21 protein-coding genes are annotated in these 23,648 nt (G+C 42.2%); 14 read left to right on the forward strand and 7 right to left on the reverse strand.

The window, feature by feature from the left end; genetic code table 11:
• The 4 genes from V7K49_RS03860 to V7K49_RS03875 all read right to left on the reverse strand — a co-directional run.
• A partial coding sequence (locus V7K49_RS03860; RefSeq protein WP_335204580.1) for a tetratricopeptide repeat protein occupies nucleotides 1-2,259 on the reverse strand: 2,259 nt, incomplete at its 3' end.
• Between the two features lie 60 nt (nucleotides 2,260-2,319).
• Complete coding sequence (locus tag V7K49_RS03865) at nucleotides 2,320-2,697, reverse strand: hypothetical protein (RefSeq protein ID WP_335204581.1); 378 nt, start codon at nucleotides 2,695-2,697, stop codon at nucleotides 2,320-2,322.
• A gap of 251 nt (nucleotides 2,698-2,948) precedes the next feature.
• Nucleotides 2,949-3,338 (reverse strand): agenet domain-containing protein, encoded by a 390-nt coding sequence (locus tag V7K49_RS03870; RefSeq protein WP_335204582.1) that lies wholly within the window; start codon nucleotides 3,336-3,338, stop codon nucleotides 2,949-2,951.
• Between the two features lie 282 nt (nucleotides 3,339-3,620).
• Nucleotides 3,621-4,574, reverse strand: coding sequence for a lysylphosphatidylglycerol synthase domain-containing protein (locus V7K49_RS03875; RefSeq protein WP_335204583.1), 954 nt, complete (start codon nucleotides 4,572-4,574; stop codon nucleotides 3,621-3,623).
• Nucleotides 4,575-4,717: 143 nt separating this feature from the next.
• Here V7K49_RS03875 and V7K49_RS03880 point away from each other — a divergent pair, with 143 nt between their 5' ends.
• The 12 genes from V7K49_RS03880 (at nucleotide 4,718) to V7K49_RS03930 (ending at nucleotide 14,982) form a co-directional block, all read left to right on the forward strand.
• Nucleotides 4,718-5,689, forward strand: a complete 972-nt coding sequence (locus V7K49_RS03880) for an alpha/beta hydrolase (RefSeq protein WP_335204584.1) — start codon at nucleotides 4,718-4,720, stop codon at nucleotides 5,687-5,689.
• 120 nt (nucleotides 5,690-5,809) lie between these two features.
• A complete protein-coding gene (locus V7K49_RS03885; RefSeq protein WP_335204585.1) occupies nucleotides 5,810-6,712 on the forward strand; it encodes an alpha/beta hydrolase in 903 nt (300 codons plus the stop codon).
• A 202-nt stretch (nucleotides 6,713-6,914) separates the two neighbouring features.
• On the forward strand, nucleotides 6,915-8,585 hold the full coding sequence (locus V7K49_RS03890; protein WP_335204586.1) for a phosphatidylglycerol lysyltransferase domain-containing protein: 1,671 nt from the start codon (nucleotides 6,915-6,917) through the stop codon (nucleotides 8,583-8,585).
• Nucleotides 8,586-9,040: 455 nt separating this feature from the next.
• On the forward strand, nucleotides 9,041-10,441 hold the full coding sequence (locus V7K49_RS03895; protein WP_335204587.1) for a hypothetical protein: 1,401 nt from the start codon (nucleotides 9,041-9,043) through the stop codon (nucleotides 10,439-10,441).
• Nucleotides 10,442-10,830: 389 nt separating this feature from the next.
• Nucleotides 10,831-11,037 carry a hypothetical protein gene (locus V7K49_RS03900; protein ID WP_335204588.1) on the forward strand — a complete coding sequence of 69 codons (207 nt, stop codon included), beginning with the start codon at nucleotides 10,831-10,833 and terminating at the stop codon, nucleotides 11,035-11,037.
• 6 nt (nucleotides 11,038-11,043) lie between these two features.
• A complete protein-coding gene (locus V7K49_RS03905) occupies nucleotides 11,044-11,439 on the forward strand; it encodes a hypothetical protein (RefSeq protein WP_335204589.1) in 396 nt (131 codons plus the stop codon).
• Between the two features lie 51 nt (nucleotides 11,440-11,490).
• Nucleotides 11,491-11,721, forward strand: a complete 231-nt coding sequence (locus tag V7K49_RS03910; RefSeq protein WP_335204590.1) for a hypothetical protein — start codon at nucleotides 11,491-11,493, stop codon at nucleotides 11,719-11,721.
• Entirely contained in the window at nucleotides 11,691-11,873 is a 183-nt protein-coding gene (locus tag V7K49_RS03915; protein ID WP_335204591.1) for a helix-turn-helix domain-containing protein, read from the forward strand. Before V7K49_RS03910 ends, V7K49_RS03915 begins: the two co-directional genes overlap by 31 nt.
• A 125-nt stretch (nucleotides 11,874-11,998) precedes the next feature.
• On the forward strand, nucleotides 11,999-12,580 hold the full coding sequence (locus tag V7K49_RS03920) for an AMIN domain-containing protein (protein ID WP_442942267.1): 582 nt from the start codon (nucleotides 11,999-12,001) through the stop codon (nucleotides 12,578-12,580).
• The gene (locus tag V7K49_RS34515) at nucleotides 12,574-12,765 is read left to right on the forward strand and encodes a hypothetical protein (protein WP_442942268.1); all 192 of its coding nucleotides are present in this window, start codon (nucleotides 12,574-12,576) and stop codon (nucleotides 12,763-12,765) included. The genes V7K49_RS03920 and V7K49_RS34515 overlap by 7 nt, the downstream gene beginning before the upstream one ends.
• Nucleotides 12,766-13,084: 319 nt before the next feature.
• Nucleotides 13,085-13,360 (forward strand): DUF485 domain-containing protein, encoded by a 276-nt coding sequence (locus V7K49_RS03925; protein ID WP_292719479.1) that lies wholly within the window; start codon nucleotides 13,085-13,087, stop codon nucleotides 13,358-13,360.
• Nucleotides 13,361-13,413: 53 nt separating this feature from the next.
• The gene (locus tag V7K49_RS03930; RefSeq protein ID WP_335204592.1) at nucleotides 13,414-14,982 is read left to right on the forward strand and encodes a sodium:solute symporter family transporter; all 1,569 of its coding nucleotides are present in this window, start codon (nucleotides 13,414-13,416) and stop codon (nucleotides 14,980-14,982) included.
• Between the two features lie 343 nt (nucleotides 14,983-15,325).
• Here V7K49_RS03930 and V7K49_RS03935 read toward each other — a convergent pair whose 3' ends face one another.
• Nucleotides 15,326-16,165 (reverse strand): tetratricopeptide repeat protein, encoded by an 840-nt coding sequence (locus V7K49_RS03935; RefSeq protein ID WP_335204593.1) that lies wholly within the window; start codon nucleotides 16,163-16,165, stop codon nucleotides 15,326-15,328.
• A 242-nt stretch (nucleotides 16,166-16,407) separates the two neighbouring features.
• Nucleotides 16,408-17,328: a ribonuclease D gene (locus V7K49_RS03940; protein ID WP_335204595.1), complete on the reverse strand. Its 921-nt coding sequence runs from the start codon at nucleotides 17,326-17,328 to the stop codon at nucleotides 16,408-16,410.
• Nucleotides 17,329-17,799: 471 nt separating this feature from the next.
• Here V7K49_RS03940 and V7K49_RS03945 point away from each other — a divergent pair, with 471 nt between their 5' ends.
• Nucleotides 17,800-18,258 (forward strand): BON domain-containing protein, encoded by a 459-nt coding sequence (locus V7K49_RS03945; RefSeq protein WP_334868397.1) that lies wholly within the window; start codon nucleotides 17,800-17,802, stop codon nucleotides 18,256-18,258.
• A 325-nt stretch (nucleotides 18,259-18,583) separates the two neighbouring features.
• On the opposite strand, the gene V7K49_RS03950 is transcribed toward V7K49_RS03945, so the two are convergent.
• On the reverse strand, nucleotides 18,584-19,405 hold the full coding sequence (locus tag V7K49_RS03950; protein ID WP_335204596.1) for a carbonic anhydrase: 822 nt from the start codon (nucleotides 19,403-19,405) through the stop codon (nucleotides 18,584-18,586).
• A 468-nt stretch (nucleotides 19,406-19,873) separates the two neighbouring features.
• Between V7K49_RS03950 and smc the strand changes: the two genes are divergently transcribed.
• Nucleotides 19,874-23,590, forward strand: a complete 3,717-nt coding sequence (gene smc, locus V7K49_RS03955) for a chromosome segregation protein SMC (protein WP_335204597.1) — start codon at nucleotides 19,874-19,876, stop codon at nucleotides 23,588-23,590.
• Nucleotides 23,591-23,648 lie beyond the last annotated feature (58 nt).

Here is a 23,648-nt window from a genome sequence, read left to right on the forward strand (position 1 = left end):
CTTGCGCCAGAGTGCCAAAGCTTGGATGTAAAGGGGTTCGGCTTCGCTGTATCTGCCTTGGGAACGGTAGAGTAATGCTAGGTTGTTGAGACTTTTTGCGATATCTGGATGTTCTTCACCCAGCAGCTTGCGCCAGAGTGCCAAAGCTTGGATGTAAAGGGGTTCGGCTTCGCTGTATCTGCCTTGGGAGTCGTAGAGTAATGCTAGGTTGTTGAGACTTTGTGCGATATCTGGATGTTCTTCACCCAGCAGCTTGCGCCAGAGTGCCAAAGCTTGGATGTAAAGGGGTTCGGCTTCGCTGTATCTGCCTTGGGAACGGTATAGTTCCGCTAGGTTGTTGAGACTTTGTGCGATATCTGGATGTTCTTCACCCAGCAGCTTGCGCCAGAGTGCCAAAGCTTGGATGTAAATGGGTTCGGCTTCGCTGTATCTGCCTTGGGAACAGTAGAGTCCTGCTAAGTTGTTGAGGCTAGTGGCGACATCTGGATGTTCTTCACCCAGCAGCTTGCGCCTGAGTGCCAAAGCTTGGATTAAAAGGGGTTCAGCTTCGCTGTATCTGCCTTGGGAACAGTAGAGTCCTGCTAAGTTGTTGAGACTTTGTGCGATATCTGGATGTTCTTTACCCAGCAGCTTGCGCCTGAGTGCCAAAGCTTGGATGAAAAGGGGTTCGGCTTGGCTGTATCTGCCTTGGGAGTAGTAGAGGAACGATAGGTTGTTGAGGCTAGTGGCGACATCTGGATGTTCTTCACCCAGCAGCTTGCGCCAGAGTGCCAAAGCTTGGATGTAAAGGGGTTCGGCTTCGCTGTATCTGCCTTGGGAACGGTATAGTTCCGCTAGGTTGTTGAAGCTAGTGGCGACATCTGGATGTTCTTCACCCAGCAGCTTGCGCCAGAGTGCCAAAGCTTGGATTAAAAGGGGTTCGGCTTCGCTGTATCTGCCTTGGGAACGGTAGAGTCCTGCTAAGTTGTTGAGACTAAGTGCGACATCTGGATGTTCTTCACCCAAGCGCTTTTTAGTAACTTCTAAACACTGCTCATACCAAGGTAAAGCTTGGTTATATAAACCTTGACCATTGTAAAATTGAGCGTTGCCAAGGAATACCCAAGGTAAATCTTCATCGGCTATATATTGAATGAGATTGTTGGCTACTTCTGCTAAATGAGGTGTGGCGGGGGTGACATCGTTGATTTGCTCAAGGGTAGCTGAGTCAGGAATATCTTTAGCAACTGCTACCATTACCCGACAAAGCGATCGCTTAAATTCCTCTGCCTGTTCTAAACCTGTAAGCTTATATTGAAAAAACTCCCGCAGCAGGGGATGTAGTTGATAGACTCCCTCACTTTTACGCTGGAGTAAATGCAGATTCAGCAATTTATCATCTCTAATTTCTTCTAAATATTCGGCATATTCTTCTGGTAAAAACTGTTCCACCAACTTCCAGGGTATAGGTGCGGCTGCAAATAAACTCAATAAACAGCCCAGTTGCTTATCATCATTATCTAATTCCTGCCAACTTAACTCAAAGGCTGCTAACACACCTCGTTGTGCTGTCATGTCAGCTTCCAACTTAGATTTAGAGAGGGAACGCTCATCTAATCGCTTGTTCTCCAACCGCCGCAACATTTCTGTTAAAGATAAATCCTGTTTCCGCGCCAGATAGCGCCCCACTAATTCCACACCCAAAGGTAAATATCCCAGCCACTCACACAACTGATTTGCTACAGCTAATTCTCGCTCAATTCGCTCTGGTGTTTCTTTGAGCAAAGACCTTAATAACTTCAGCGCATCTTCTGGTTGCAGCACATCCAAAGATAACTGTGCGATGCGTCCCAACTTCTGGCGCGTAGTCATCAGCACTTTAAACCGGGAAGGTAGCGACGGTAAATAAGGCTTAACTTCCTCGTAGTCGCTGACATCATCCAGCACTAGCAGCACCTCACCCTCACGCCAATGCCGCCAACAGTATTGCACTTGGGCGAGTAAATCAAAATCTTCTGGCGGCTTTAAATCAAGTTGCGTTCTCGCAAATTGCACAACTTGAATGCCCACATCCCCAGTTTTTGGTAGCAACCAGCAAAGCCCACCGTTGTAAGTATCGCGGTGCTTGATTGCATATTGCAAGGCGAGTTCTGTTTTACCAACTCCACCCATGCCAGCGATCGCAGCGATCGCAACTTGTTTATTATCCTGCAAAAGTTGGTGGAGATTTTGCAATTCTTCCTCACGCCCAACAAACTCAACCACCCCACTCAAGGGCAAATTTTGCGGTATTCCAGTAGGGGGATTTAACTTTACCCGTTCCCCTTCAGGCGACTGTAGTCAGAAGTTTAAGGTGTTACCAGAAATGGTATTAACTCCACCTTTAATATTTATCCCCTGCCAATTTTCAATAATAGTGTTCGTTAGTTGAGGTTGTGCTTCATTGGCTACAGCTTCTACAGCTTGAGCAATCTCAGGATCTTTCTTTGCTGCTTCCCCTACCTGCTGCCCAATGAGATAAGCTTGACCATAATCTAAAGGTTGTGTTTTAGCCTGTTCGATAACCTTCGCCGTGCTAGGTTCCTTGCGTTTGAGCAGAACTAACAACTTTTCGCCTTCGTTCCAAGCCTTTTCGCCGATGATTTCACCAGTTTTTTCAAAAGCCTTGATGATGACCAAGGTTGCGATCGCAGCTGCTGTAAGTGATACTGGCTCCATAAGTTTGCCAAAATACACGAGATTTTACTTATGGTTCTCAGTTTAACAGTCAAATTAGAGCCAAGGCAAATGGAATTCGCGGCTACATAAACAAAGTCCGCCTCCGCGGACTAAGGAAAAATTGAGGCTTTGAAACCCACCTCCGTGGGTTTTGTGTGTGTAGATGCGGTTTCTAACCGCCCTTTTAAATATTAAGGGACGACTTCTACAGGTGAAATCGTCCCTCTCAACTTATAAAAGTGAAATATTTCCTATCTGCTTACCCTGAAAGGTTCAACCCACTCATCCCAAGAGCGATCGTAGCCATCATAAGTAATTTTATAAAGATTGTTATCAACTTCTAAAACCTGTCCTTGATACCATATCCCCTTCCACAAAATTCTTACTGAATCTCCCGTTTGAAATGATGCCCGAAAGCGTGAATATCCAACCCATTCATCGCAGGAACTATCATAACCATCGTAGGTAATATAGCACTGATCATCATTAACATTAAGAACCGTTGCCGGATACCATTCTTCCTGCCAAAGAACCTCAGCCTTTTGTCCCACAGCATAGGGTGAAGCAGCAAAACCACTGGGAATCAATGTTCCTACCCAAGCTTCCCTGATCTTCATGGCAAACAATACTCTGTTTTTCATAATTTTTTCTATCCTCAATCAGTAAAACCGAATTTTGATGATGATTTCTGGAAATCCCATTCAAAATTTGCCACTAACTGTTACTATCTTTATGGAATTAAATTAGCGATCGCCTCAGCAAAAATTATGATTTTCCGCCGCTCGTTGTGAAGATATCGCTGAAGTATTCCGTATTTAAAGTTAACAGCAGTTACCGATTTTACTTAATTAAAATTTTTAGATCCCCGACTTCTTCGATAAGTCGGGGATCTTGTTGTTCGTGTTAATACTTATAACTGAACTTTACAGTTTATTGATATTTTTGAAATTACCGGATCTCAATCTAATTTCATAAAGTCCTAGTAAACCTGCTGCTACTAGCAAAGGTAAGAAATAGTAGAGTCCCCGATAAGCCAGCAATGAACCCAAAATTGCTGCCCCAGAAACTTTTGAGGAGAGAATCAGCAAAATTATAGTTTCAAACACTCCCAAACCACCGGGGACATTACTAACAACACCTGCAAACATCGCTAGTAAGTAGATTCCCAAAAAATCCATAAAAGACAAAGATATATTAGCAGGAAGCACAGCATAAAGAACTGCCGCTGCCAAAATCCAGTCAAAGCTTGAAATTGCTATCTGTGCAAGGCATATTTTAAAAGAAGGAAATCGAAATTCTTGTCCACGAATTATTAACGGTTGTTTAATAAGAATACTTCCTAGCAAATAGATAGCGACCAATAGCAGAAAAATCACGCCAATGGGACGCACAGTGGCAAAAGGTAAATGTAGTTGAGTGGGAATTTTCAGGTGGTTGACAAGGAACAAGAAACCTGCAACGGCAAACATCCCCAACCAAAAAGTAAAATTGGCAAAAGCAATTACTTGAGCGATCGCTACTGCTGACACTCCCCAACTAGCATAAAATCGATAACGGATAGCACTGCCAGTCAGCAAGGCAAAACCGATCGTATTACTAAATGCAGAGCTAATAAAGTTGGTTAAAGCAATCTTGTTCCAACTTAGGGAACGATTAATGTAGCTAAAACCTAAGATATCATACCCAATCATCACTAGATAGCCCAAGGCTGTCAGCCAAATTGCCCAGCTTAAGCGACTTTTGGGAATAGCAGCTAGAGAGTTGAGGATATCAAGATAATTATACTCACGCAATTCGTTAGCGATCGCCCACAGGGAAAGCACCAGCAGCAATAAGCCGAACAGGGTGCTGAAATTTAGTTGCAACTTTTTAAGCATCGTGAAGAAACTTATCCTAACTCTTGACTTTTAACTTATTAGCAGTCGCAAAGTTTCCATCAGGTTGACACAGCGTTGACATATCATTTGCATAAGCTTTTGATTGCCAGTACCAACTGCCAAATGCCCCATACCCTTCAAAGATGAACTACAAACAATCTAAAATTCTCTTGCTAGTTTTAGTATTAACTCTAGTTGGCTGTAATTACCGTCAAACTGTAGCAGCAAAAATACCTCAACAGCAGGATTTACAAACAACGGCTTCTGTCCCGCCAACCCAACCTAATGCTAGCGACGTAGCTACTTCGCTAAGTTACAAAATTGAAACTTACGATAGTCAAGTAATGGGCGCAAGTCGTACCTACGGCGTTTCTTTACCCCCTGGCTATGGGGAAAACCCAAAACAAAGGTATCCTGTAATCTTTCTCCTCCACGGTGGACATGGTTACCCCACTGATTGGTTTATTCAAAACAAGGGACAAGCTCTCAAGACTGTGGAACAACTTTATACTACAGGGAAGTTGCCACCCAGCATCATTATCACACCAGATGGCAACGACAAACGTGGCTCTAGTCGCTACTGGGATCCTGAATATATTGATGGCCCTAACGGTAAAGTCTCCACAGCGGTGGGGAATGAGTTAGTAAAAGTTGTGCAAAGCCGTTATCAGACACTAACCAATCCAGATTTTTGGGCAATAGGTGGTTTATCTTCTGGTGGTTGGGGAGCAATCAATGTCGGATTACATAACCCGGATCATTTCTCGATCTTATTTAGTCATAGTGGTTATTTTCAGGATAAAAGCGGCCCAATCAATAGTCCAATAACTTATATCAAAACCATTCCTCCACAAGCTAAAAAAAGGTTGCGGATATACTTAGATTCAGGTAAATCAGATATTGAAGAAATCGACCAAGCCGAACAATTTGCTAAAGTCCTAAATGAACTAAAAATTTATAATCTATTTCGTCAGTTCCCTGGCAGTCATACCTGGAAATACTGGCGGAAACATTTAGCCGATTCTTTGACATTTGTGGGCGAACAATTTAGATTGTCTGATATAGCACATAAATCTGAAAAATTATATTTCTCTGCTAAAGATACTCAAAAATAATCCAATCTTATCAAAATATCCATATCAAAATGTAAATATTGAAAACTCTGCTGAAAAATTGTAGCAGATTCACTATAAGTAAGTTTGAATAGAGGTAATTTTTTTACCAACTAAAAGAAGATGAAAATTTCTAAATTTTTAATTAGTTTGGCAGGAGCGATCGCTATCCTTACTATTACTGGTTATTATTATGTATTTATCTTAGGTGCGCCGCAACTAGACCCGCCCCAAAAACAAGCAAATACTGGGTTAAAGTTTCAATTAGCAACCTTCAACTCCCAAGCGATGGGTGCAGTCCGCAACTACGGCGTGATTTTGCCCCCTGGTTATAACAAAAATCAGCAAAAGCGCTACCCTGTGATATTCTTACTACACGGTGGTCATGATGATGCCCGTGCTTACGCTGATAAATACGCAATCTTAGACATACTGCATAAGCTTTATCAAAATGGAAAATTACCACCATCGATTGTGATTACACCTGATGGTAATGATAATCGCGGTTCTAGTCCTTTGTATGATCCTGATTACTTTGATGGGCCGAATGGTAAAATAGGGACTTTGATTGGTTTAGAATTAGTACAAGTTGTCAAGTCGCGCTACCGCACTTTAGAAAAACCCCAGTTTTGGGCGTTGGGAGGTCTGTCTTCTGGAGGATGGGGGGCTTTTAATATCGGGTTACGCTACTTAAACAACTTCCACATTCTGTTTAGTCATAGCGGTTACTTTACTGATAATAGCGGTTCACAAAATAGTCCCCAACAAATCGTGCAACAGCTATCACCTGAAGATAGGAAGCGGTTGCGTGTTTACCTGGATGCGGGTCTGAACGATACTAATTTGCTGGCTTCTACCAAAGCCTTCAACGAAACCTTAAACAAATTAGGCATTGCTCACGTATTTTATGCGTTTCCAGGAGGTCATGGTTTGTCTGGTCCTGATATAGGCTGGAACTACTTCCACAAGCACCTTAAAGATTCGCTCTCATATGTAGGGGAACAATTTAAAAAAGTTAAGAGTTAAGAGTTAAAATTTGAAAAATCAGGTTCTACCGCTCCGGTTGTGCTACGACATTAAAATTAAGGTGTTATGGAGAAAATTCAAAACGTCAAAACTTAATCTGTATAAGTAACACAGCCGATAAAACTAGTTTGTTTATTATTTTAGTCCCTAAAGAGAGTGGTAGAGCCAAAACTCCTAACTTATAATTAATACTTTTAGACTAATGACCAATAATTTAAAAACTCAGATTGGACTTTGGAATGTAGCTTTCCTTACAGGTTTAGTCGGAGTAATAAATTTGTTATCAGCAGTGACACCTAACCTATATGGGCGAAATCACTGGTTGAAGGAATTTTTACCATTTGAAATTCGTGCTACTGGTCATGTATTTGCAGCGCTGACTGGGTTTGTTTTACTCACACTTGCTACTAACTTATTACGGCGAAAAAGAATAGCCTGGTTACTTACCATTGGTTTACTAGTGATTTCCATTTTCAGCCACTTGCTGAAAGGATTGGATTATGAAGAAAGTCTCCTCTCTGGAGTTTTGCTGCTGCAATTAATCTGGATGCGCCATTTTTTCACAGCAAAATCAGACCGTCCTTCGATCGCACGGGGAGTTCGAGTGCTAATAGGCGCTTTATTATTTACCCTGGCATACGGTACTATTGGATTTTACTTGTTAGACGGCAAGTTTTCAGAGAATTTTAATTGGCGTGAAGCGATAGTTCAGACTTTAGCGATGTTCTTCACCGAGGATAATTGGGGACTGCAACCAAAGGGACGATTTGGAGAATTTTTTGCTAATTCTATCTATATTATTGCCGCGGTTACTATTACATATGCAATATTAATGCTGTTGCAACCTGTGTTTTGGCGGAATCTAGCAACCCCAAAGGAACAGCAAAAGGCAAAAGAAATTGTCGAGCAATATGGCCGTTCTTCTTTAGCAGCGTTGACCCTATTAAATGATAAAAGTTATTACTTTAGTCCTACTGGTAACAGTGTAATTGCTTATGTTCCTAAAGGACGGGGTGCGATCGCCTTAGGAGATCCCATGGGCCCGATTGAAGACCGCAAAGAGACGATTCTTGCTTTCCAGCAGTTTTGCCAGCGCAACGATTGGTATCCTGGCTTTTACCAAACTTTGCCTGATGATATTCAGCTTTACAAGTCATTGGGGTTTAAGGTACTCAAGATTGGAGAAGAAGCGATCGTTGACCTGAAAACTTTTACCTTACAAGGTAAAGCCGGTAAAAACTTTAGACCATCAATCAATCGTTTAACTAAGCTAGGATACCAAATCGACTTTCACCAACCACCCATCACCAACGATTTGTTGCACCGACTCAAACCTGTGAGTGATGAATGGCTGAAGATGGTACAAGGTTCAGAAAAACACTTTTCTTTGGGTTGGTTTGAGGAAGCTTACCTGCGAGAGTGCGAGATTGCTGTGATGTATAATCCCGATGGTCAGATCAGCGCCTTTGCCAACATTGTCCGGGAGTACCAACTCAACGAAGCGACCATTGACATGATGCGACACCGCCCGTCCATCGAAAATGGCACAATGGACTTTCTATTTATTTCCCTACTCCAGCATTTTAAAGAGTGTGGCTACGACAGCTTTAATTTCGGTCTTTCTGCCTTTGCGGGAGTTGGAGACAACCCAGAATCGCGCCGCTTGGAGAAAGTATTGCACTATCTTTACCAACATTTGAGTCGCTTCTACAATTTCAAGGGACTGCACTCCTACAAAGACAAGTTCCGCCCCGGTTGGGAACCACGTTATTTGATTTACCCCAGTTTAGCCACCTTACCCGATGTAGTTGTGGCATTGATTCGCGCAGATTCAGGCGATCGCCTCTTTGATTATTTCAAACCCGGAGCGTAAATAACGAATTTATACAAAGTTACTCAGGGGCGCAAAACTTAGAAAGCGTCTATTCTGGCGTTATTCAGCAGTATGGCAGAAATGCCCGGTGGCGGAATAACACCTCATTGCAGGGCGATGTCTACGAGGGGCTACGCCTACACAATTTTATTTTTTATAGTATAATCGTACTACAAGAGGATGTAATACCATTTCACTTTAATAATGATACAAATACGTTGGTAGGGGCATGGCAATGCCCAAAGTTTATAGTAACTGAACGCCGATAGTAGCTAGTACACTGAGGCGGAAGTTTGCCTACCTTTAACAAGGGGATTTTGCATATATTTGGTATCAATTTATTGTGTGTTTGTCCTTCAACTTTGCCCGGTTGGAAGAACTTATTTTGAAAGAGAAATAGACTTCATAAACCGTGGCTTTAATAGATTCTTGACCTTTATATCGATGGTAACAATATGGCAAGTAATCAAATTTCTCTGCTAGAACTCATCCAAATTTTTGCAGAATATCGCAACAATATCATCATCAATATTAAACATCTGCAAGAAGATTATCAAAGAACAGGTATCAAGCGTATTAAAGGTGTTAGAAACGAAAACGGGGAACTGCTTCAACCTTGGTTAAGAACAGAATATATAGATAATGCTGAGTATGTTGGTATGGGCGAGTTTCAGTTTAACCGCAATACTGCTACTATTAACATGCTTGTCAAACGTAAAGTCAAACTTGCCAAATTTGAAGACCAAACCCCCACTCTTGAGGTAGCAGGTTTGCTGGTAAATGACCTCAATAGTTTTAATAATTACACGATTGTAAGTGACGGCAAGATAAATGTGAAGTCCTTACAAGTCAAAATTAGCAGTAAAAAAGCTTTTGACTTACTCAAGAAAAAGGGTGTGGTGGATGCAAAAGATTTTGACTTCAATGCTGAATATTCCATCCAGCTAGATAAATTGCCGCTTGTAGCCTTTGATGGTTGTTACAGTAGCATTGATGGACTATTCTATCAGCTAGCAGAAATTAAAGTGCTTGCAAGTATTATTTCTGCTCACTTGAAAAAAGAGTCAGATGTATTTATCGCGGCACAGTTAGATGAGTTTCAAAAGCACTATTTGTCCAAGAATATTTACATCAACTTTCCTACAACTAACGAATACACTGATATCAATCAAGCTTTACTTCATGGGACTCTTGACTCAAGATTGAGCTATAAAATCGACATCGGTAGTCAAGATATTCTTAACCTCACTAAGTTACATTCTGCAAACAAATTTCTAAATAGAATGTATCGTCTTTATGACAAAAAAACTGGAGAAATTATTATTAAGCCGAGTTTTGAGATGGCATTTAATGATAATCTCACTGTTAGGCACAGGCTATTGTCATCACGCACCAAGATTACGAAAGTTGATGAGTTTATGAAACCAATTTTTGATGATTTTCTTGGACTTGAGCAAAATGGCATAGTTGTAGGTATTCTCACAAAAGTTGGTGCTGATAGTTTGGCGCAGTTATTGGAGGATAAACAAACTGGTAAGCAAATTAGCAAAGAGGAAATGGTTGCAGCTTTGACCGCAGCGAATACTAAGCTAGAGCAATATGTAGAAAAAATTTACCGAGATCAGATATCTCCTTTGGTATTTTACATTGGTTGTACTGGATTATTGCCGGAGCAAATGGAAGCAGAAGCCATGACTGCTGAGGAAGCTGCGGCTAAATATCCCGATTTGCAATTTTCTAAAAATGAGCAAGAAGGTACTTTTTTTGCAGTCGGTGATAGTATCATCAGCATCTATGCAAAAACTGAATATTACAGCAAACTTATTTCTGTCGATATAGACAATCAGATTGCATAGCAATTCTAATTTTTGCTTATTACACAGTAGTGGCACAAGAACTTATGCCACTACAAATATGTATTATAAATCTAATTGATGACTACTGGAAAAACCCCATATAAAAAACAAAATTATTAAGTATTTTTAGTATTTTTGCACTTCTTGATTATCAGCCAGAAGGTTTGGCTGTATGGGTTTATTTTGTCGAATAGGAATCTCAATTATAAACGTTGCTCCTTATCCTAGAAATGAAATACATCGCAGTTGACCCTGATGTTTTTCTGTGACAATTTGATGGCTAATTGACATTTATTGGCTATACGTAAGTATATTCTCACATCATCAACCAGCTAGAAAAACATGAGATAATTTCTTAATATTCTTGAGAATAAGCTTAATTAACTAAAATGGCGGAAGTTTATACAAGTGCCCAATGGTCTGAAATCTACGAAGAAGGCTTAAAAACTGGAAAGATTACCTATCATTCTGATGAGATTGAAAGCGTAGAGATTTGGCAGCATCCACTCATAAAAGGTCTAATTAGTAACACTCCACTTTGTCTGGGACTTCGAGCAGAAATTATTAACTTGGAGTTACCAGAGACTGTTGGTTGAGATTTTGTGGATGGTGATACCTACGTGTCTCTGGTTTTTCGCAGCGCAGGGGTACTCAAAGAGGAAATTGAAGATATTTGCGAACAACCTGGAGAAAGCTATTTATTCTACAGCTTGGGAGAAGTAAGAGAGATTGAAAAATTGATGGCAGGACAAGATGTGAATGTCAGAATTCGTTTGGAACCGCATCTGCTGAGATTATTGAGTATGGGTCAGGAAGCATATTTACCCAGCAAACTCAAACCATTTTTAGAAATTGACACACCGCCTTCTTTTCATCAATCACTCGGCAAAATGACCCCGGCAATGCAATTAGCATTACAGCAACTGCTTCATTGTCCGTTTCAGGGAATCATGCGACGTACTTATTTAGAAGCTAAGACACTGGAACTGATCACCTGACAATTTGCTCAACTGTTTAATGATGGTACACCCTCCCAGCAGTTGATTAATTTGAAGAGAAACGATGTTGAGCGCATCTATCAAGCCAGAGATATTTTGCTTCAAGATATTATCAACCCACCCTCATTAATTGAATTGGCAAAACAAGTGGAGTTAAACGATGTCTTCGACAAGCCGCTTCTCTACGAGACGCTCCGCGAACGCGTCTACGCAAACTCAAGCAAGGATTTCGTCAAGTCTTTGGTACAACAGTGTTTGGATATCTGCATGATTATCGTTTAGAGAAAGCTTGTCAATTCCTGATGGAAGGACGGATGAATGTAGCTCAGGTGTCCTACGCTGTGGGATTTGCCAATAGAGGTTACTTTGCTGCGGCATTCCGCAAAAAGTTTGGCATAAATCCCAGCGATTATCAAGCACAGTGGCGAAAATAGTCCGGCAAGCGATCGCAAATGACCCTGTAGAGATCACCTGAAATCAGAAAATGCTTTATTCTACCTAAAAGTTATCGAAACTTACTTGCAACTGTTTTGCAAATCTGCGATCGTGGTGTGGAGCAATGAATCAAAAAAAATCTTATATTCTTTTCCTAGTGGGTGTAATCTCAATTCTGACGATGCGACCTGCTCAAGCAGATTCAGATATTTCTCGCCTTCAGGATGTTATTCATCCTAAGAGAAGTGCTGCACTACTGGCTCAAGACTCTAGTGTAACGGTAGTACAGGTGACGGGAGTCAAAGCTAATCCCACCAACAAGGGTGTGGAGGTGATTTTACAGACTTCTGTTGGTCAACAGTTACAAGTTATAAATCGCAGTACTGGTAATAGCTTTATCGCTGATATTCCCAATGCTCAACTGCGTTTACCTAACAGTGAAGCCTTTACATTCCGCTCCACTAAACCAATTGCAGGTATCACTCAAATAACAGTCACTAACTTTGATGCCAATACTATTCGGGTGACAGTTATCGGTGAAGGGAGTGTACCAACAGTTGAGTTATCTGACAGTCCAGATGAGGGTCTAATCTTCGAGGTTGCCAGTGCTGCATCTAGAGCGCAAAACCCCACCCCGCCTGCGCCAGGGTCACAACAAACCCAGCCAGAGCAACCAGCAGCCCAGGATAATCAGCCGATTTGGTAGTCACAGGTGAGCAGGATACAGGATATAATGCGCCAGACGCGTCAACTGCCACCAAAACAGATACACCCCTCCGCGACATTCCCGCTTCAATTCAGGTAATTCCCCAAGAGGTGATCCGCGATCAGGGTGCAATCAGCGTCAGAGAAGCAGTGCGAACACAATCGCCTGAAATGCTCTATGAGTAAGCTTTTCGAGCGCTCATATGAGCGAGCAGTAAACTGTTCTTTTTCATGACTAATTGCGATCGCTTGATACCCTGTAGCGCCATATTTTGATCAAGGCAGAATTTGTCAACCCCACAACAAGAGAGGATTTTGAGGCAAACAAGTGTCTGAGTAAATAAAATGATAATAATTATTACTAAAAATCAGTTGTATATTACTTAGCAAAGTTAATTTTATTACTTTAAATAGCAATAGATTTACTAATAATCTTTAAGAAAATTACGCAGAAATCAACTTCAATGAGACAATCTGACCTAATCTTCTCAACCCAAAGGAAGACATGAACGATCGCACAAAGGCTCTCCAGGCTCTCGCGGCTGAACGTTGGCGAGTATCCCTGATTCTCAGTGGAGCCATGATGTTTATTTACTTTGGCTTTATCTTGCTAATCGCGTTCAATAAGCCCCTGCTGGGGTCATTAGTATTTCCTGGCCTCAGTCTGGGAATTTTATTGGGGGCGCTGGTAATTGTCTCAGCATGGGTATTAATTTTTATCTACGTGCGTTGGGCAAATAGCAGTTACGACGACCAAATCGCAAGGCTGACACGCAAGTGAATTAGCTATGAGCAATTTCTAGTCCAAAATCCAAAATACTAAACCAAAAAAGCATGAATAGTGTGTGGTTCGATCTGCCACTAGCGGCGGATATTACCAGTCTTGGTAAGTTTAACCCGTTGGCGATCGCTTTCTTCTTTGTGTTTGTTGCAAGTTCTTTAGGCATTACCTTTTGGGCGGCAAAGCTGACCAAAAATACCGCCCACTTCTATACAGCTGGCGGCAAAATCAGCGGTTTCCAGAATGGGCTAGCCTTAGCAGGAGACTTCATGAGTGCAGCTAGCTTTTTAGGTATCACTGGGCTGGTGGCACTCAACGGCTTTGACGGCTTAATTTATTCTATTGGCTTTTTGGTAGGCTGGCCGATTGTGATGTTTTTGATTGCAGAACCACTACGTAACTTAGGTAAATACACCTTTGCTGATGTGGTGGCTTATCGCTTACAACAAAAACCAGTCCGCATTGCATCTGCGATTGGAACGCTGGCAGTGATTAGCTTTTACTTAATTGCCCAGATGGTAGGGGCTGGGGAGCTAATCAAACTGCTGTTTGGCTTTGATTATGAATTAGCCATGGTGATCGTCGGTTGCGTGATGATGGCCTATGTGATTTTTGGCGGGATGATTGCCACCACTTGGGTACAAATTATTAAAGCAGTTCTGTTACTGGGCGGAACTATCTTGCTAGCTATCTTGGTACTGGCACGATTTGGTTTTAACCCGATCGCTCTTTTCGCCGCAGCCGCAGATAAGTATCCAGGTGTATTAGCTCCGGGCAAACAGGTTTCTGATCCCTTTGATGCTATCTCCTTGGGGATGTCGTTGATGTTTGGCACTGCTGGACTACCCCACATCTTGATGCGTTTTTACACAGTACCCGACGCAAAAGCAGCGCGGCTCTCTGTTACTTATGCTACAGCTATTATCGGCGTTTTTTATCTCCTTACCTTCATCCTGGGCTTTGGAGCGATGGTGCTAGTAGGTCAAGATGCGATCAAGCAAATTGGGACTGGTGGTAACATGGCTGCACCGATGTTGGCAGAATTTCTCGGTGGTGATGCTTTCTTAGGCTTTATTTCCGCTGTTTCCTTTGCGACGATTTTGGCGGTTGTGGCTGGGTTGACCCTCTCTGGAGCCGCTGCACTGTCTCACGATTTGTGGGTGAACGTGGTGCGATCTGGTCATGCTGACGAGTCAGAACAACTAAAGGTAGCTCGCGGTGCGACAATGGTTTTAGGGTTAGTGGCGATAATTCTGGGTATTTTGTTTAAAGGACAAAACGTCGCTTATATGGTAGGTTTAGCATTTGCGATCGCAGCTAGTGCCAACTTCCCAGCGTTGCTCTTATCAATGCTTTGGCGACGCTTTACCACCAGCGGAGCGGTTGCGAGTATGTTAGTGGGTACCTTCTCCTCGTTACTGCTGATTTATTTGTCACCTACTATTCAGGTAACAATTCTCAAGCACGCTTCTGCACCCTTTGGGCTAAAAAATCCTGGATTAGTTACTATTCCCCTATCGTTTCTGGTGGCGATTGTCGTTTCCCTATTGACTACTGAACAGCAGGCACAGGAAAAATTTGCCGAAGTTGAGGATCGCATCCACATTGGTTCTGGGATGTGATTTTGTCAACGTACTAACAAGGCGAATTCTATGAGACTGTTGGTCAATTGACAAGCAGTTTAACCCCCCACCCCTAAAACTTTAGTTTTGCGTTGCTTTCCCGCCCTGCAATAAATTGATTGCTCATAGCTAAAGTGCGTTGAAACGCACTAAAATTCCAGAAATTTCAGATAGATTGGGGCTGATGGGTTAGACCCCCGATCAATTCGCCAACAGTCTCATAGAATTCGCGGCTACACAAACAAGAGCTACACCTGCGTGGGCTAAGAGAAAATTAAGGTTTTTTTTAACCCACCTCCGTGGGTTTTGCCTGTTTAGACGCGGTTTCTAATCGCCCTTTTGCCTACCGTCCAAGTTCTTTGATGTTTTTCGTCACTTGTTGGTATAAATCGTTGTTACCCTGACTTTGAAAAATGCTTGCTGCTTGTTCTAAGTCCTTAAGTGCTCCCTGTTTGTCTCCATTGGTGGCGCGGGTATTTCCCCGGTTATTGTAGGCAGGGGCAAAGTTAGGATTGAGGCTAATGGCTTGATTGTAATCTTCGATCGCCCCCTGTGGATCTCCAGCAGCACGGGCATTTCCGCGGTTATTGTAGGCGATCGCATATTTTGGATCGAGGAGAATAGCTTGGTCAAAATCATCTAACGCCCCTTTTTTATCCCCATTGGTGGCGTGGGCATTCCCCCGGTTATTGTAGGCTTCGGCATAGTTGGGATTAAGGCGAATCGCTTCACTGTAATCTTTAACTGCTTCTCTGTTGTTTCCTAGTGAGGCGTTGGCATTCCCTAAGTTATTGTAGGCTTCGGCGTCGTTAGGGTTGATGCTAAGTGCTTGATTGTAATCTGCGATCGCTTTCTCCTTGTCTCCTAAATCAAAGTAGACTAATCCCCGGCCGTTGTAGGCAGCACCATATTGAGAATTTTGATTAATTGCCTTGCTATAGGAAGCGAGCGCAGCTTGCAAGTCGCCGTTTAAATGCTGATTCTTTCCCTGAATATAAAATTCCCCACCAATAGATGTTGTAGCTGAACGACGGCTAGGTTGACTGACTCCTATTTCTGTTACCAATACATTGTCATTCTTACTACAAGAAACACTGCTAATTGCGGTTAATGTAGTAAAAATAGCTATGGTAAATACTTGATTTACCTTTGTTCGCTTTTGCCTAAATAAACGCCGTCTCATAATTTAATATAAACTGCCATAACGCCTGAATGAAATTAGTACCGAAATCTAGATTTTAATTCTTTAACTCAATAATTATTCTAACTTTTGATATACCTTTAAAGTCAATTGACAAATTTCACTGATATTTTATAGATTTATAATAGAAGGCAGTTCTTGCTGGACGAAATAATTATGAAACGTCAAGATTTATCCTTCACAATAACTCGATAAATTCTGGCATTTGTAGCCTGATGAACAATTTACTCATCCTCAGTTTCACTCGCTTGAGTTTTGGGAGTTAGCCTCCAAGAGGTGGTTTTGTCAATATCTACAAACAGTTGTTCCAGATTTTGCCCTAAATCTTTCTGGAGTTTCTGAGTTAGTGTGATTGGAAAATCTAAATTAATCCCTTGAGTTTGTGCTAGTCTTGCCAATTCTGTAAATGCAGCTTTGACTGTAGTCCGCTCATAACTAGTCAGCTTATAATCAGAAGTTTCCGATATATTCTGAGCCTGCATGGCTTTTTTTATCCGTTCTTGCAAATGCTCAAATTCTGAATTCAACAACTTCCATTGCTGCTCAAGTTGCGAGTATCTGGTACTTAGTGATATTAAGTCTTCCGTTGTGGGTTCGGGGCTGGCTTTGGCTTGTAATCCTAACAAATTTAAGTGGATTTGAGCAAGATAAATACAATCTAAGTAAGCATACTCGATCTGTTCTTCAGTTAAGGGACGTTTTCCCCAATCGCTTTCTTGTTCTTGTTTGTCGATATTGTTAAAGCTACAAAGTGCTGTAGCTATGGTTTTGAGTTGGTAGTTGGGTAATGGCAAAAGATAGTAGGGAATTTTTTTTGCCATTTCCAAAGTGCAAGTAATATTTTTGGCTTTCTTGTTACCGAGAAGCTTTAGATCATAACTGGCGTTGTGAAAAACTTTTTCAATGGCAGAATTTATCATAATTTCTTCAATAAATTCAGCTATAATATTAGGCTGATCTAGGACATCTAAAAGATAGACGCGATCGCCACTCATATCTTGAGGATTATCTAATACCTGAATCAGCGATAGTCGGGGATTACGACTTTTATAGTCAGCTACTTCTGTATCTATCCACAGCGTTTTAGCGTTGGTATATTCAGCAACAATGGCACTAATTTCGCGGGCGGAAGTAAGGTACGGCATTGGCTAATTTTTCCTGATATTTGGGGCATTGTAAGCAAGCCATAGTTTTATAAAGTAACATTTTGTTGGTAATTTTGCTGGTACAGTATTGCAAAAACGCTGAAGTTTTGAGTTACTTAAGCATAGACATCACCAAACTTGCCTCAAATCTGATAACATCGAGTCACCACTGTCAGGCTGCATAGTCTACCCTCAAAAAAAGCTCCTCAGCATCTACGTTAAATTCACACAGAGCCACAGACTCTATGCACTATACTGGTTACCAGCCGTCAGGAAAATTGAATTGGCGCTTCTCAAAAATGGCTGCAAAATCTTAGCCTGAAGAAATCGTCCAAGTTTCAATTATTCAGTAACCTGAGTGCTTGCTTGGGCACTTTTGCTACTTCACCTTTAATTGCTTTTTAACATCTGCTCCTCACCATGACACACACCTCAATTAATCGCTTCAAGTACTCAATTCGGAGATAGATAATGAAAAAGTTAATTCCATTACTAGTTAGTAGCATTTTGGTAGTTGGTACTTTTGGTTGCCAAGAGGCTCCTAAAACTGGTTCGGAAACTCCTAGCACTACTAATGAAGCCGCTCAAGCACCAGCCAAACCAGCTTCCCAGACAACTCAAACTGCCAAAATTCCCGGAACAGAAACGACTCCTTTAGCAGCTAGTACAGATACTAAAGTTAAAACCGGTTCTGAAAAAACGGCAGCAACAAAAGTTAAGAGCGATTTAAAAACTGAAGTTAGCACAAAGTTGAACAAAGGTTTACCAGGCAATAAGTTACAAGTTGAAAACAAGGAGGGTGAAATTATCCTCAAAGGCACAGCGACTTCTGCTGAAGAACTCAAGAAGGCTGAAACTTTGGCTAAGGAAGTTAAAGGTGTAAAGACAGTGAAAGTAGAAGCAAAAGTTGATGCTGTGAAAAAGCCATAAAAGAATAACTGAAGCTTTCAGTTAGCATCAGCATGAAAGCCAAACAGAGACTTACACAGATGTAAGTCTCTGTTGTTTATTTGCTTAAATAAAAGTAAGCAGTAGATAATTAATACCACTTGAATGACTTTAGAAACCTATAGCTAATAGTTAAAGTCTTATCAAAAAGACTAAAAAATGGTTTTAGTTTGCTTGAATAGACTTCAGTTTAGCTATGACTTCTCTTTATAAATACCTGAAAAGCTTATCTAACTAGCAATCCAATCCTATCAAATAGGTTTCAGTCATGGTGATATATAGAGTTAAAATTCTATATTTTCATCTTTCAACTTCCATTATTTGAACCTCGATAAATTCGCTCCATCTGCTCTGGAGAAAGACGTTTCATTGGAAACCACTCAAATGGAGAAACAGACCGTTTCTCATAAGATTGAACATCATCCAGCTGATTTTCAGGGGAATGAGCTACTCCATTGGTATTTAGAAACCGACCCCTGAGTGACTCATCTATTTCTAATTCTGGAACCTGAGTTTGAGGCAAAACATAAGCGTGCTTCTGGGGATCGTATGCGAAAACTTCTCCTGTTTCAATGTGATAAATCCAAGCATAAATGCTGAGTTCTCCCTGATAGAGCTTAGAGTGAACCACTGGATACGTCCGCAAATTCTCAATTTGAGTAAGAACATTTTCAGCAATCATAATCTCTAGCAGTTCTTCTCCGTCGTAGTCACTGTAGTGGTCCATAACTAACCTTCGAGTTGCCTCTGCATATTTAAGCCAATCATGTACAAGCGGCATTTCATCGCTGAGATTGTGTAACTTCATTAGTCCTTTCATAGCACCGCAATGAGAGTGACCACAAATAATAATTTGGCGAATATCTAAAGCTTGAACAGCATATTCAATTGTCGCACCTTCACCGCCATTACTTGCCCCATACGGTGGAATTATGTTACCTGCATTGCGAATGACAAATAATTCACCGACTTGGGCTTGTGTAATTAGATTTGGATCGAGACGCGAATCAGAACAGGTAATAAACAATACCCTGGGCTTTTGGCCATGTGAAAGTTGCTCAAACAATTGTTGATGTGTCGAAAAATAGCTAGATTTAAATTCGCGCAGACCTTTAATTAATCTCTTCATTACTAAGTTCTACAAATATTTGAAGGTTAAGAGCCAAATTACAGAGAGCAGATTGAGGTAGTAAAGAGGGATTTCTTTCTACGCTTTGACAATTGTAAAGATTAATATATTATAAGTTCCTTTGGTGCTTTTAATATCCTTTGGCATTTGGTTGAGTTGCTTTTTTCCCTTGCTCCCCTCTGTTGCTTAACAGGTCATGTTACTGTGTGAGAACGCCTAGAGCGTGTTTTCAAACTCGTTATATCCTGAAATAAAAGATGCGATCGCCTTGCGGTAAGCCCTTCAGGTAAGCCAGTCGCTCATGGGGAGCCACTGCGGTCTTGTCTTGGGGTCTCCCCAAGGCTCCTCAAGACCGCGCTGGCTCACCGCTACGCGTCTACAATGATCCCCAATTCTCCTGCCTACCCTCTTGCGAATTTTTAATTAGTTGATACACTTGTTCTTCATTAGCCCAGTGAACCAGCGCCTATGGTGCACATCAAGCGGGTGGAACTTACGAACTTCAAATCCTTCGGTGGCACTACCTCAGTCCCTTTGCTACCGGGGTGTACTGTCATATCTGGGCCAAATGGTTCGGGTAAATCTAATATTCTAGATGCCCTGCTATTTTGCCTGGGACTCTCTAGTTCTAAAGGAATGCGAGCCGAGCGGCTGCCGGATTTGGTAAATAACACCCAAACTGCTAAAGGACGCGCTTCTATTGAAGCTAGCGTCACTGTGACGTTTGATTTGTCGGGGGAGGATTTATCAAGCAGAGGCGCAAAGGCGCAGAGTGAGGAAGCAGAAGAAGTAGAGGAAGCAGGGGAAGCAGAAGAAGAAAATCCAAAATCCAAAATCGTTCGACTGAGCGAAGCCGAAGTCCAAAATCGCTCGACTGAGCGACTTGCCTTGAGCGAAGCCGAAAGGAGCCGAAGTCCAAAATTGGCAGAGTGGAGTGTTACTAGAAGGCTGCGGGTTACTCACCAAGGAAGTTACACATCGAATTACTATATCAATGGTGTAGCTTGCACGCTGACGGAATTACATGAGCAACTAAGTAACCTGCGGGTTTATCCCGAAGGCTATAACGTGGTGCTGCAAGGAGATGTCACCAGCATTATCTCAATGAATGCGCGGGAACGGCGGGAAATTATTGATGAATTAGCTGGGGTGGCGGCGTTCGATCGCAAGATTATCCAAGCCAAATCAACTTTAGATGAGGTGAAGGAAAAGGAAGATAGCTGTCGGATTATTGAGACGGAATTAACTGCACAGCGCGATCGCCTTTCCCAAGATCGGGCTAAAGCTGAGAAATATCAAAAACTCCGCACGGAATTTCTGGCGAAGCAATCCTGGGAAGCAGTTTTATCATGGCGATCGCTACAAGCACAACAAGAAAAGTTAGTTAACGAAATTCAAACAGGCGATCGCAATTCTGGTGAACTCACTACCCAACTCACAAACTTAAATTCTGAAATCGTTCAAAAAAGTGCTGAACTTGAACAACTCAATGCCCATGTGAAAGCATTGGGAGAAGATGAACTTTTGGCGGTACAATCTACCCTCGCCACCCAAGAAGCAGAACGAAAACAACTCCAGCGTCAGTTAACGGAATTAGAAACAGCAACGCAGGAAACTGCCAAACGTCTGGCTCAAACTCAGCAAGAGATTCAAAAATACCGTCTTTCCTTAGAAGAAATTGCCGAAACAGAGGTTGTAGAGACGCGATTAATCGCGTCTCTACAGCAGCAAAGGGATGAGGCACAGCAAGCTTTAGAAACTTCCCGCGAAGCAGCAGCAGAAATTGCCTCGGCTTCAGAAGCGTGGGTGCAGCAACAAACGGCATTCAACCGTCAAATTGAAACTCTGCTGCAAACTCTAGAACCGCAACGCACGGAACAAGCACAACTTAGGGAACGCAATAATCAGTTACAGCAACTAATTTCCGAACAAACCCTGTTAATTGAACGCGACGAACCCCAATTAGCCCAAAAACAAGCTGAATGCAGTCGAGTTGAAACAGAATTTAACGCCTCTAGTGAACCCATCCAAAATTTAGCCGAAAATCTCTCAGCCACAGAACAAGAATTGCAAATCCAACAGGAAACCCAAAAGCGGTTACTTTTTGAACAACGAGAAAAACAACGCCAGTTGGATAAAATAGAGGCGCAAGCGCAGGCACAGCAAGAAGTCCAAGGAACCCAAGCTAGTAAAGTCATTTTACAATCGGGAATGCCTGGACTTTGTGGCTTAGTTGTGCAGTTAGGAAAGGTGGAACCCCGCCATCAGCTAGCTTTAGAAATGGCCGGCGGTGGACGCTTGGGACATATTGTGGTGGAAGATGACAGCATCGCCGCAGCGGGTATTGAATTGCTCAAACAAAAACGTGCTGGGAGAGCGACTTTTTTACCGCTGAATAAAATTCATGCTGCCAAATTTACTCAAGATGCAACGCTGCGTTTTGCTAACGGTTTCGTTAATTATGCTGTTAACTTAATCGATTGCGATCGCCGTTACAAAGATGTATTTAGCTATGTTTTCGGTAATACGGTGGTATTTGCCAACCTTGAGGCGGCGCGGAAAAATTTAGGGCTATATCGCATCGTCACCTTAGATGGGGAATTGTTAGAAACTAGCGGTGCGATGACTGGTGGTAGTAACACCCAGCGTTCAGCCTTACGTTTTGGCAATGCAGAAGCGGCGGAATCTGATGAAGCGATCGCTTTAAGAAGTCGCTTGGTGGATATTGAGCGGGTTTTAGAGCGTTGTACTGAAGCGATCGCTACTTTGTCAACCCGAACAAAAAAACTGACGCAGGAACTAACGGAAGCCCGTCAGGCGCGGCGCGAACAGCAGTTGCAATTGGAACAGTTGCAGAAAGACATTAAGAGTTTAACAGCGCAATTACAGGGGACGCGATCGCAACTCGCACAAAACAGCGAAAAGTTAGCCACTGCTCAATCCCGATTGGAAATTTTAGAGCGGGAATTACCAGGACAAGAAAATCAGTTGCAACAATTGCGACACGCTTTAGCAGAGTTGGAAGCATCCCAAACTCCCAGTGAATGGCAGCAAATCCAAGCGACGATTAAAATTCAAGAGCAACAATTGCAACAACGGGAGACAGCATTACGCGAAGCTGAACAAAGATTAAAAAATTTGGAAAATCAGCAACAGCGATTGCAAGAGAAAAGCCAAGAAGCAGAAACACGAATTATCGAATACGAAACCCAAAAAATCTCATGTGGAGACGCGATTTATCGCGTCTCCACACAAATCACAACGATAGACGACCAAATCACCCAAACCCGTCTATCGTTGAGTCAAATGGAACAGAATTTGGGAGAAGAGAAACAAAAACGCGACGCTACAGAACAGGAAGTGCGATCGCATCTTTTGCGCCAACAACAATTGCAATGGGAAATAGAAAAACTTAAAGAAACCCAAGAGAAGCGGCGGGAGGAACTAATTGCACTGCAAAGCCAGTTGCGGGATGTGGGAGCAGAATTACCAAATCCGCTGCCGGAAGTTCCAGATCAGGTAGACTTGGAAGAATTGCAGAAAGAATTGCGATCGCTTACCAAACGCTTGCAAGCGATGGAACCCGTAAATATGCTGGCGTTGGAAGAGTACGAACGCACTCAAAACCGCCTTCAGGAACTGACGCAAAAGTTGCAAACCTTAGAAGGGGAACGCACCGAATTACTTTTGCGAATTGAAAACTTTACAACATTGCGCCAATTTGCCTTTAAAGAAGCTTTCGATGCTGTCAACGAAAACTTTCAATCGATTTTTGCCATCCTTTCAGACGGCGACGGCTACCTGCAACTGGAAAATCCCGAAGATCCCTTTAGCAGCGGACTGAATTTAGTCGCGCATCCCAAAGGCAAACCAGTACAGCGCCTAGCTTCCATGTCTGGGGGAGAAAAATCACTTACAGCCTTGAGCTTTATCTTTGCCCTCCAACGCTACCGCCCATCGCCATTTTACGCCTTTGACGAAGTGGATATGTTCTTGGATGGGGCAAATGTAGAACGATTAGCTAGAATGATTAAGCAACAATCACAACAAGCGCAATTTATAGTTGTGAGTTTGCGTCGTCCGATGATAGAATCAGCCGAACGCACAATCGGCGTTACTCAAGCACGAGGAGCTTACACTCAAGTTTTGGGGATTAAGTTACAATCATCCAATACATCTGCTTGAGTTTTTGTTAATAATAGTGTATAGATAAACCGGATTCGAGATCAGGACTCGGTATAGA

The sequence above is a fragment of the Nostoc sp. genome, assembly GCF_036919675.1.
Lineage (GTDB): Bacteria > Cyanobacteriota > Cyanobacteriia > Cyanobacteriales > Nostocaceae > Nostoc.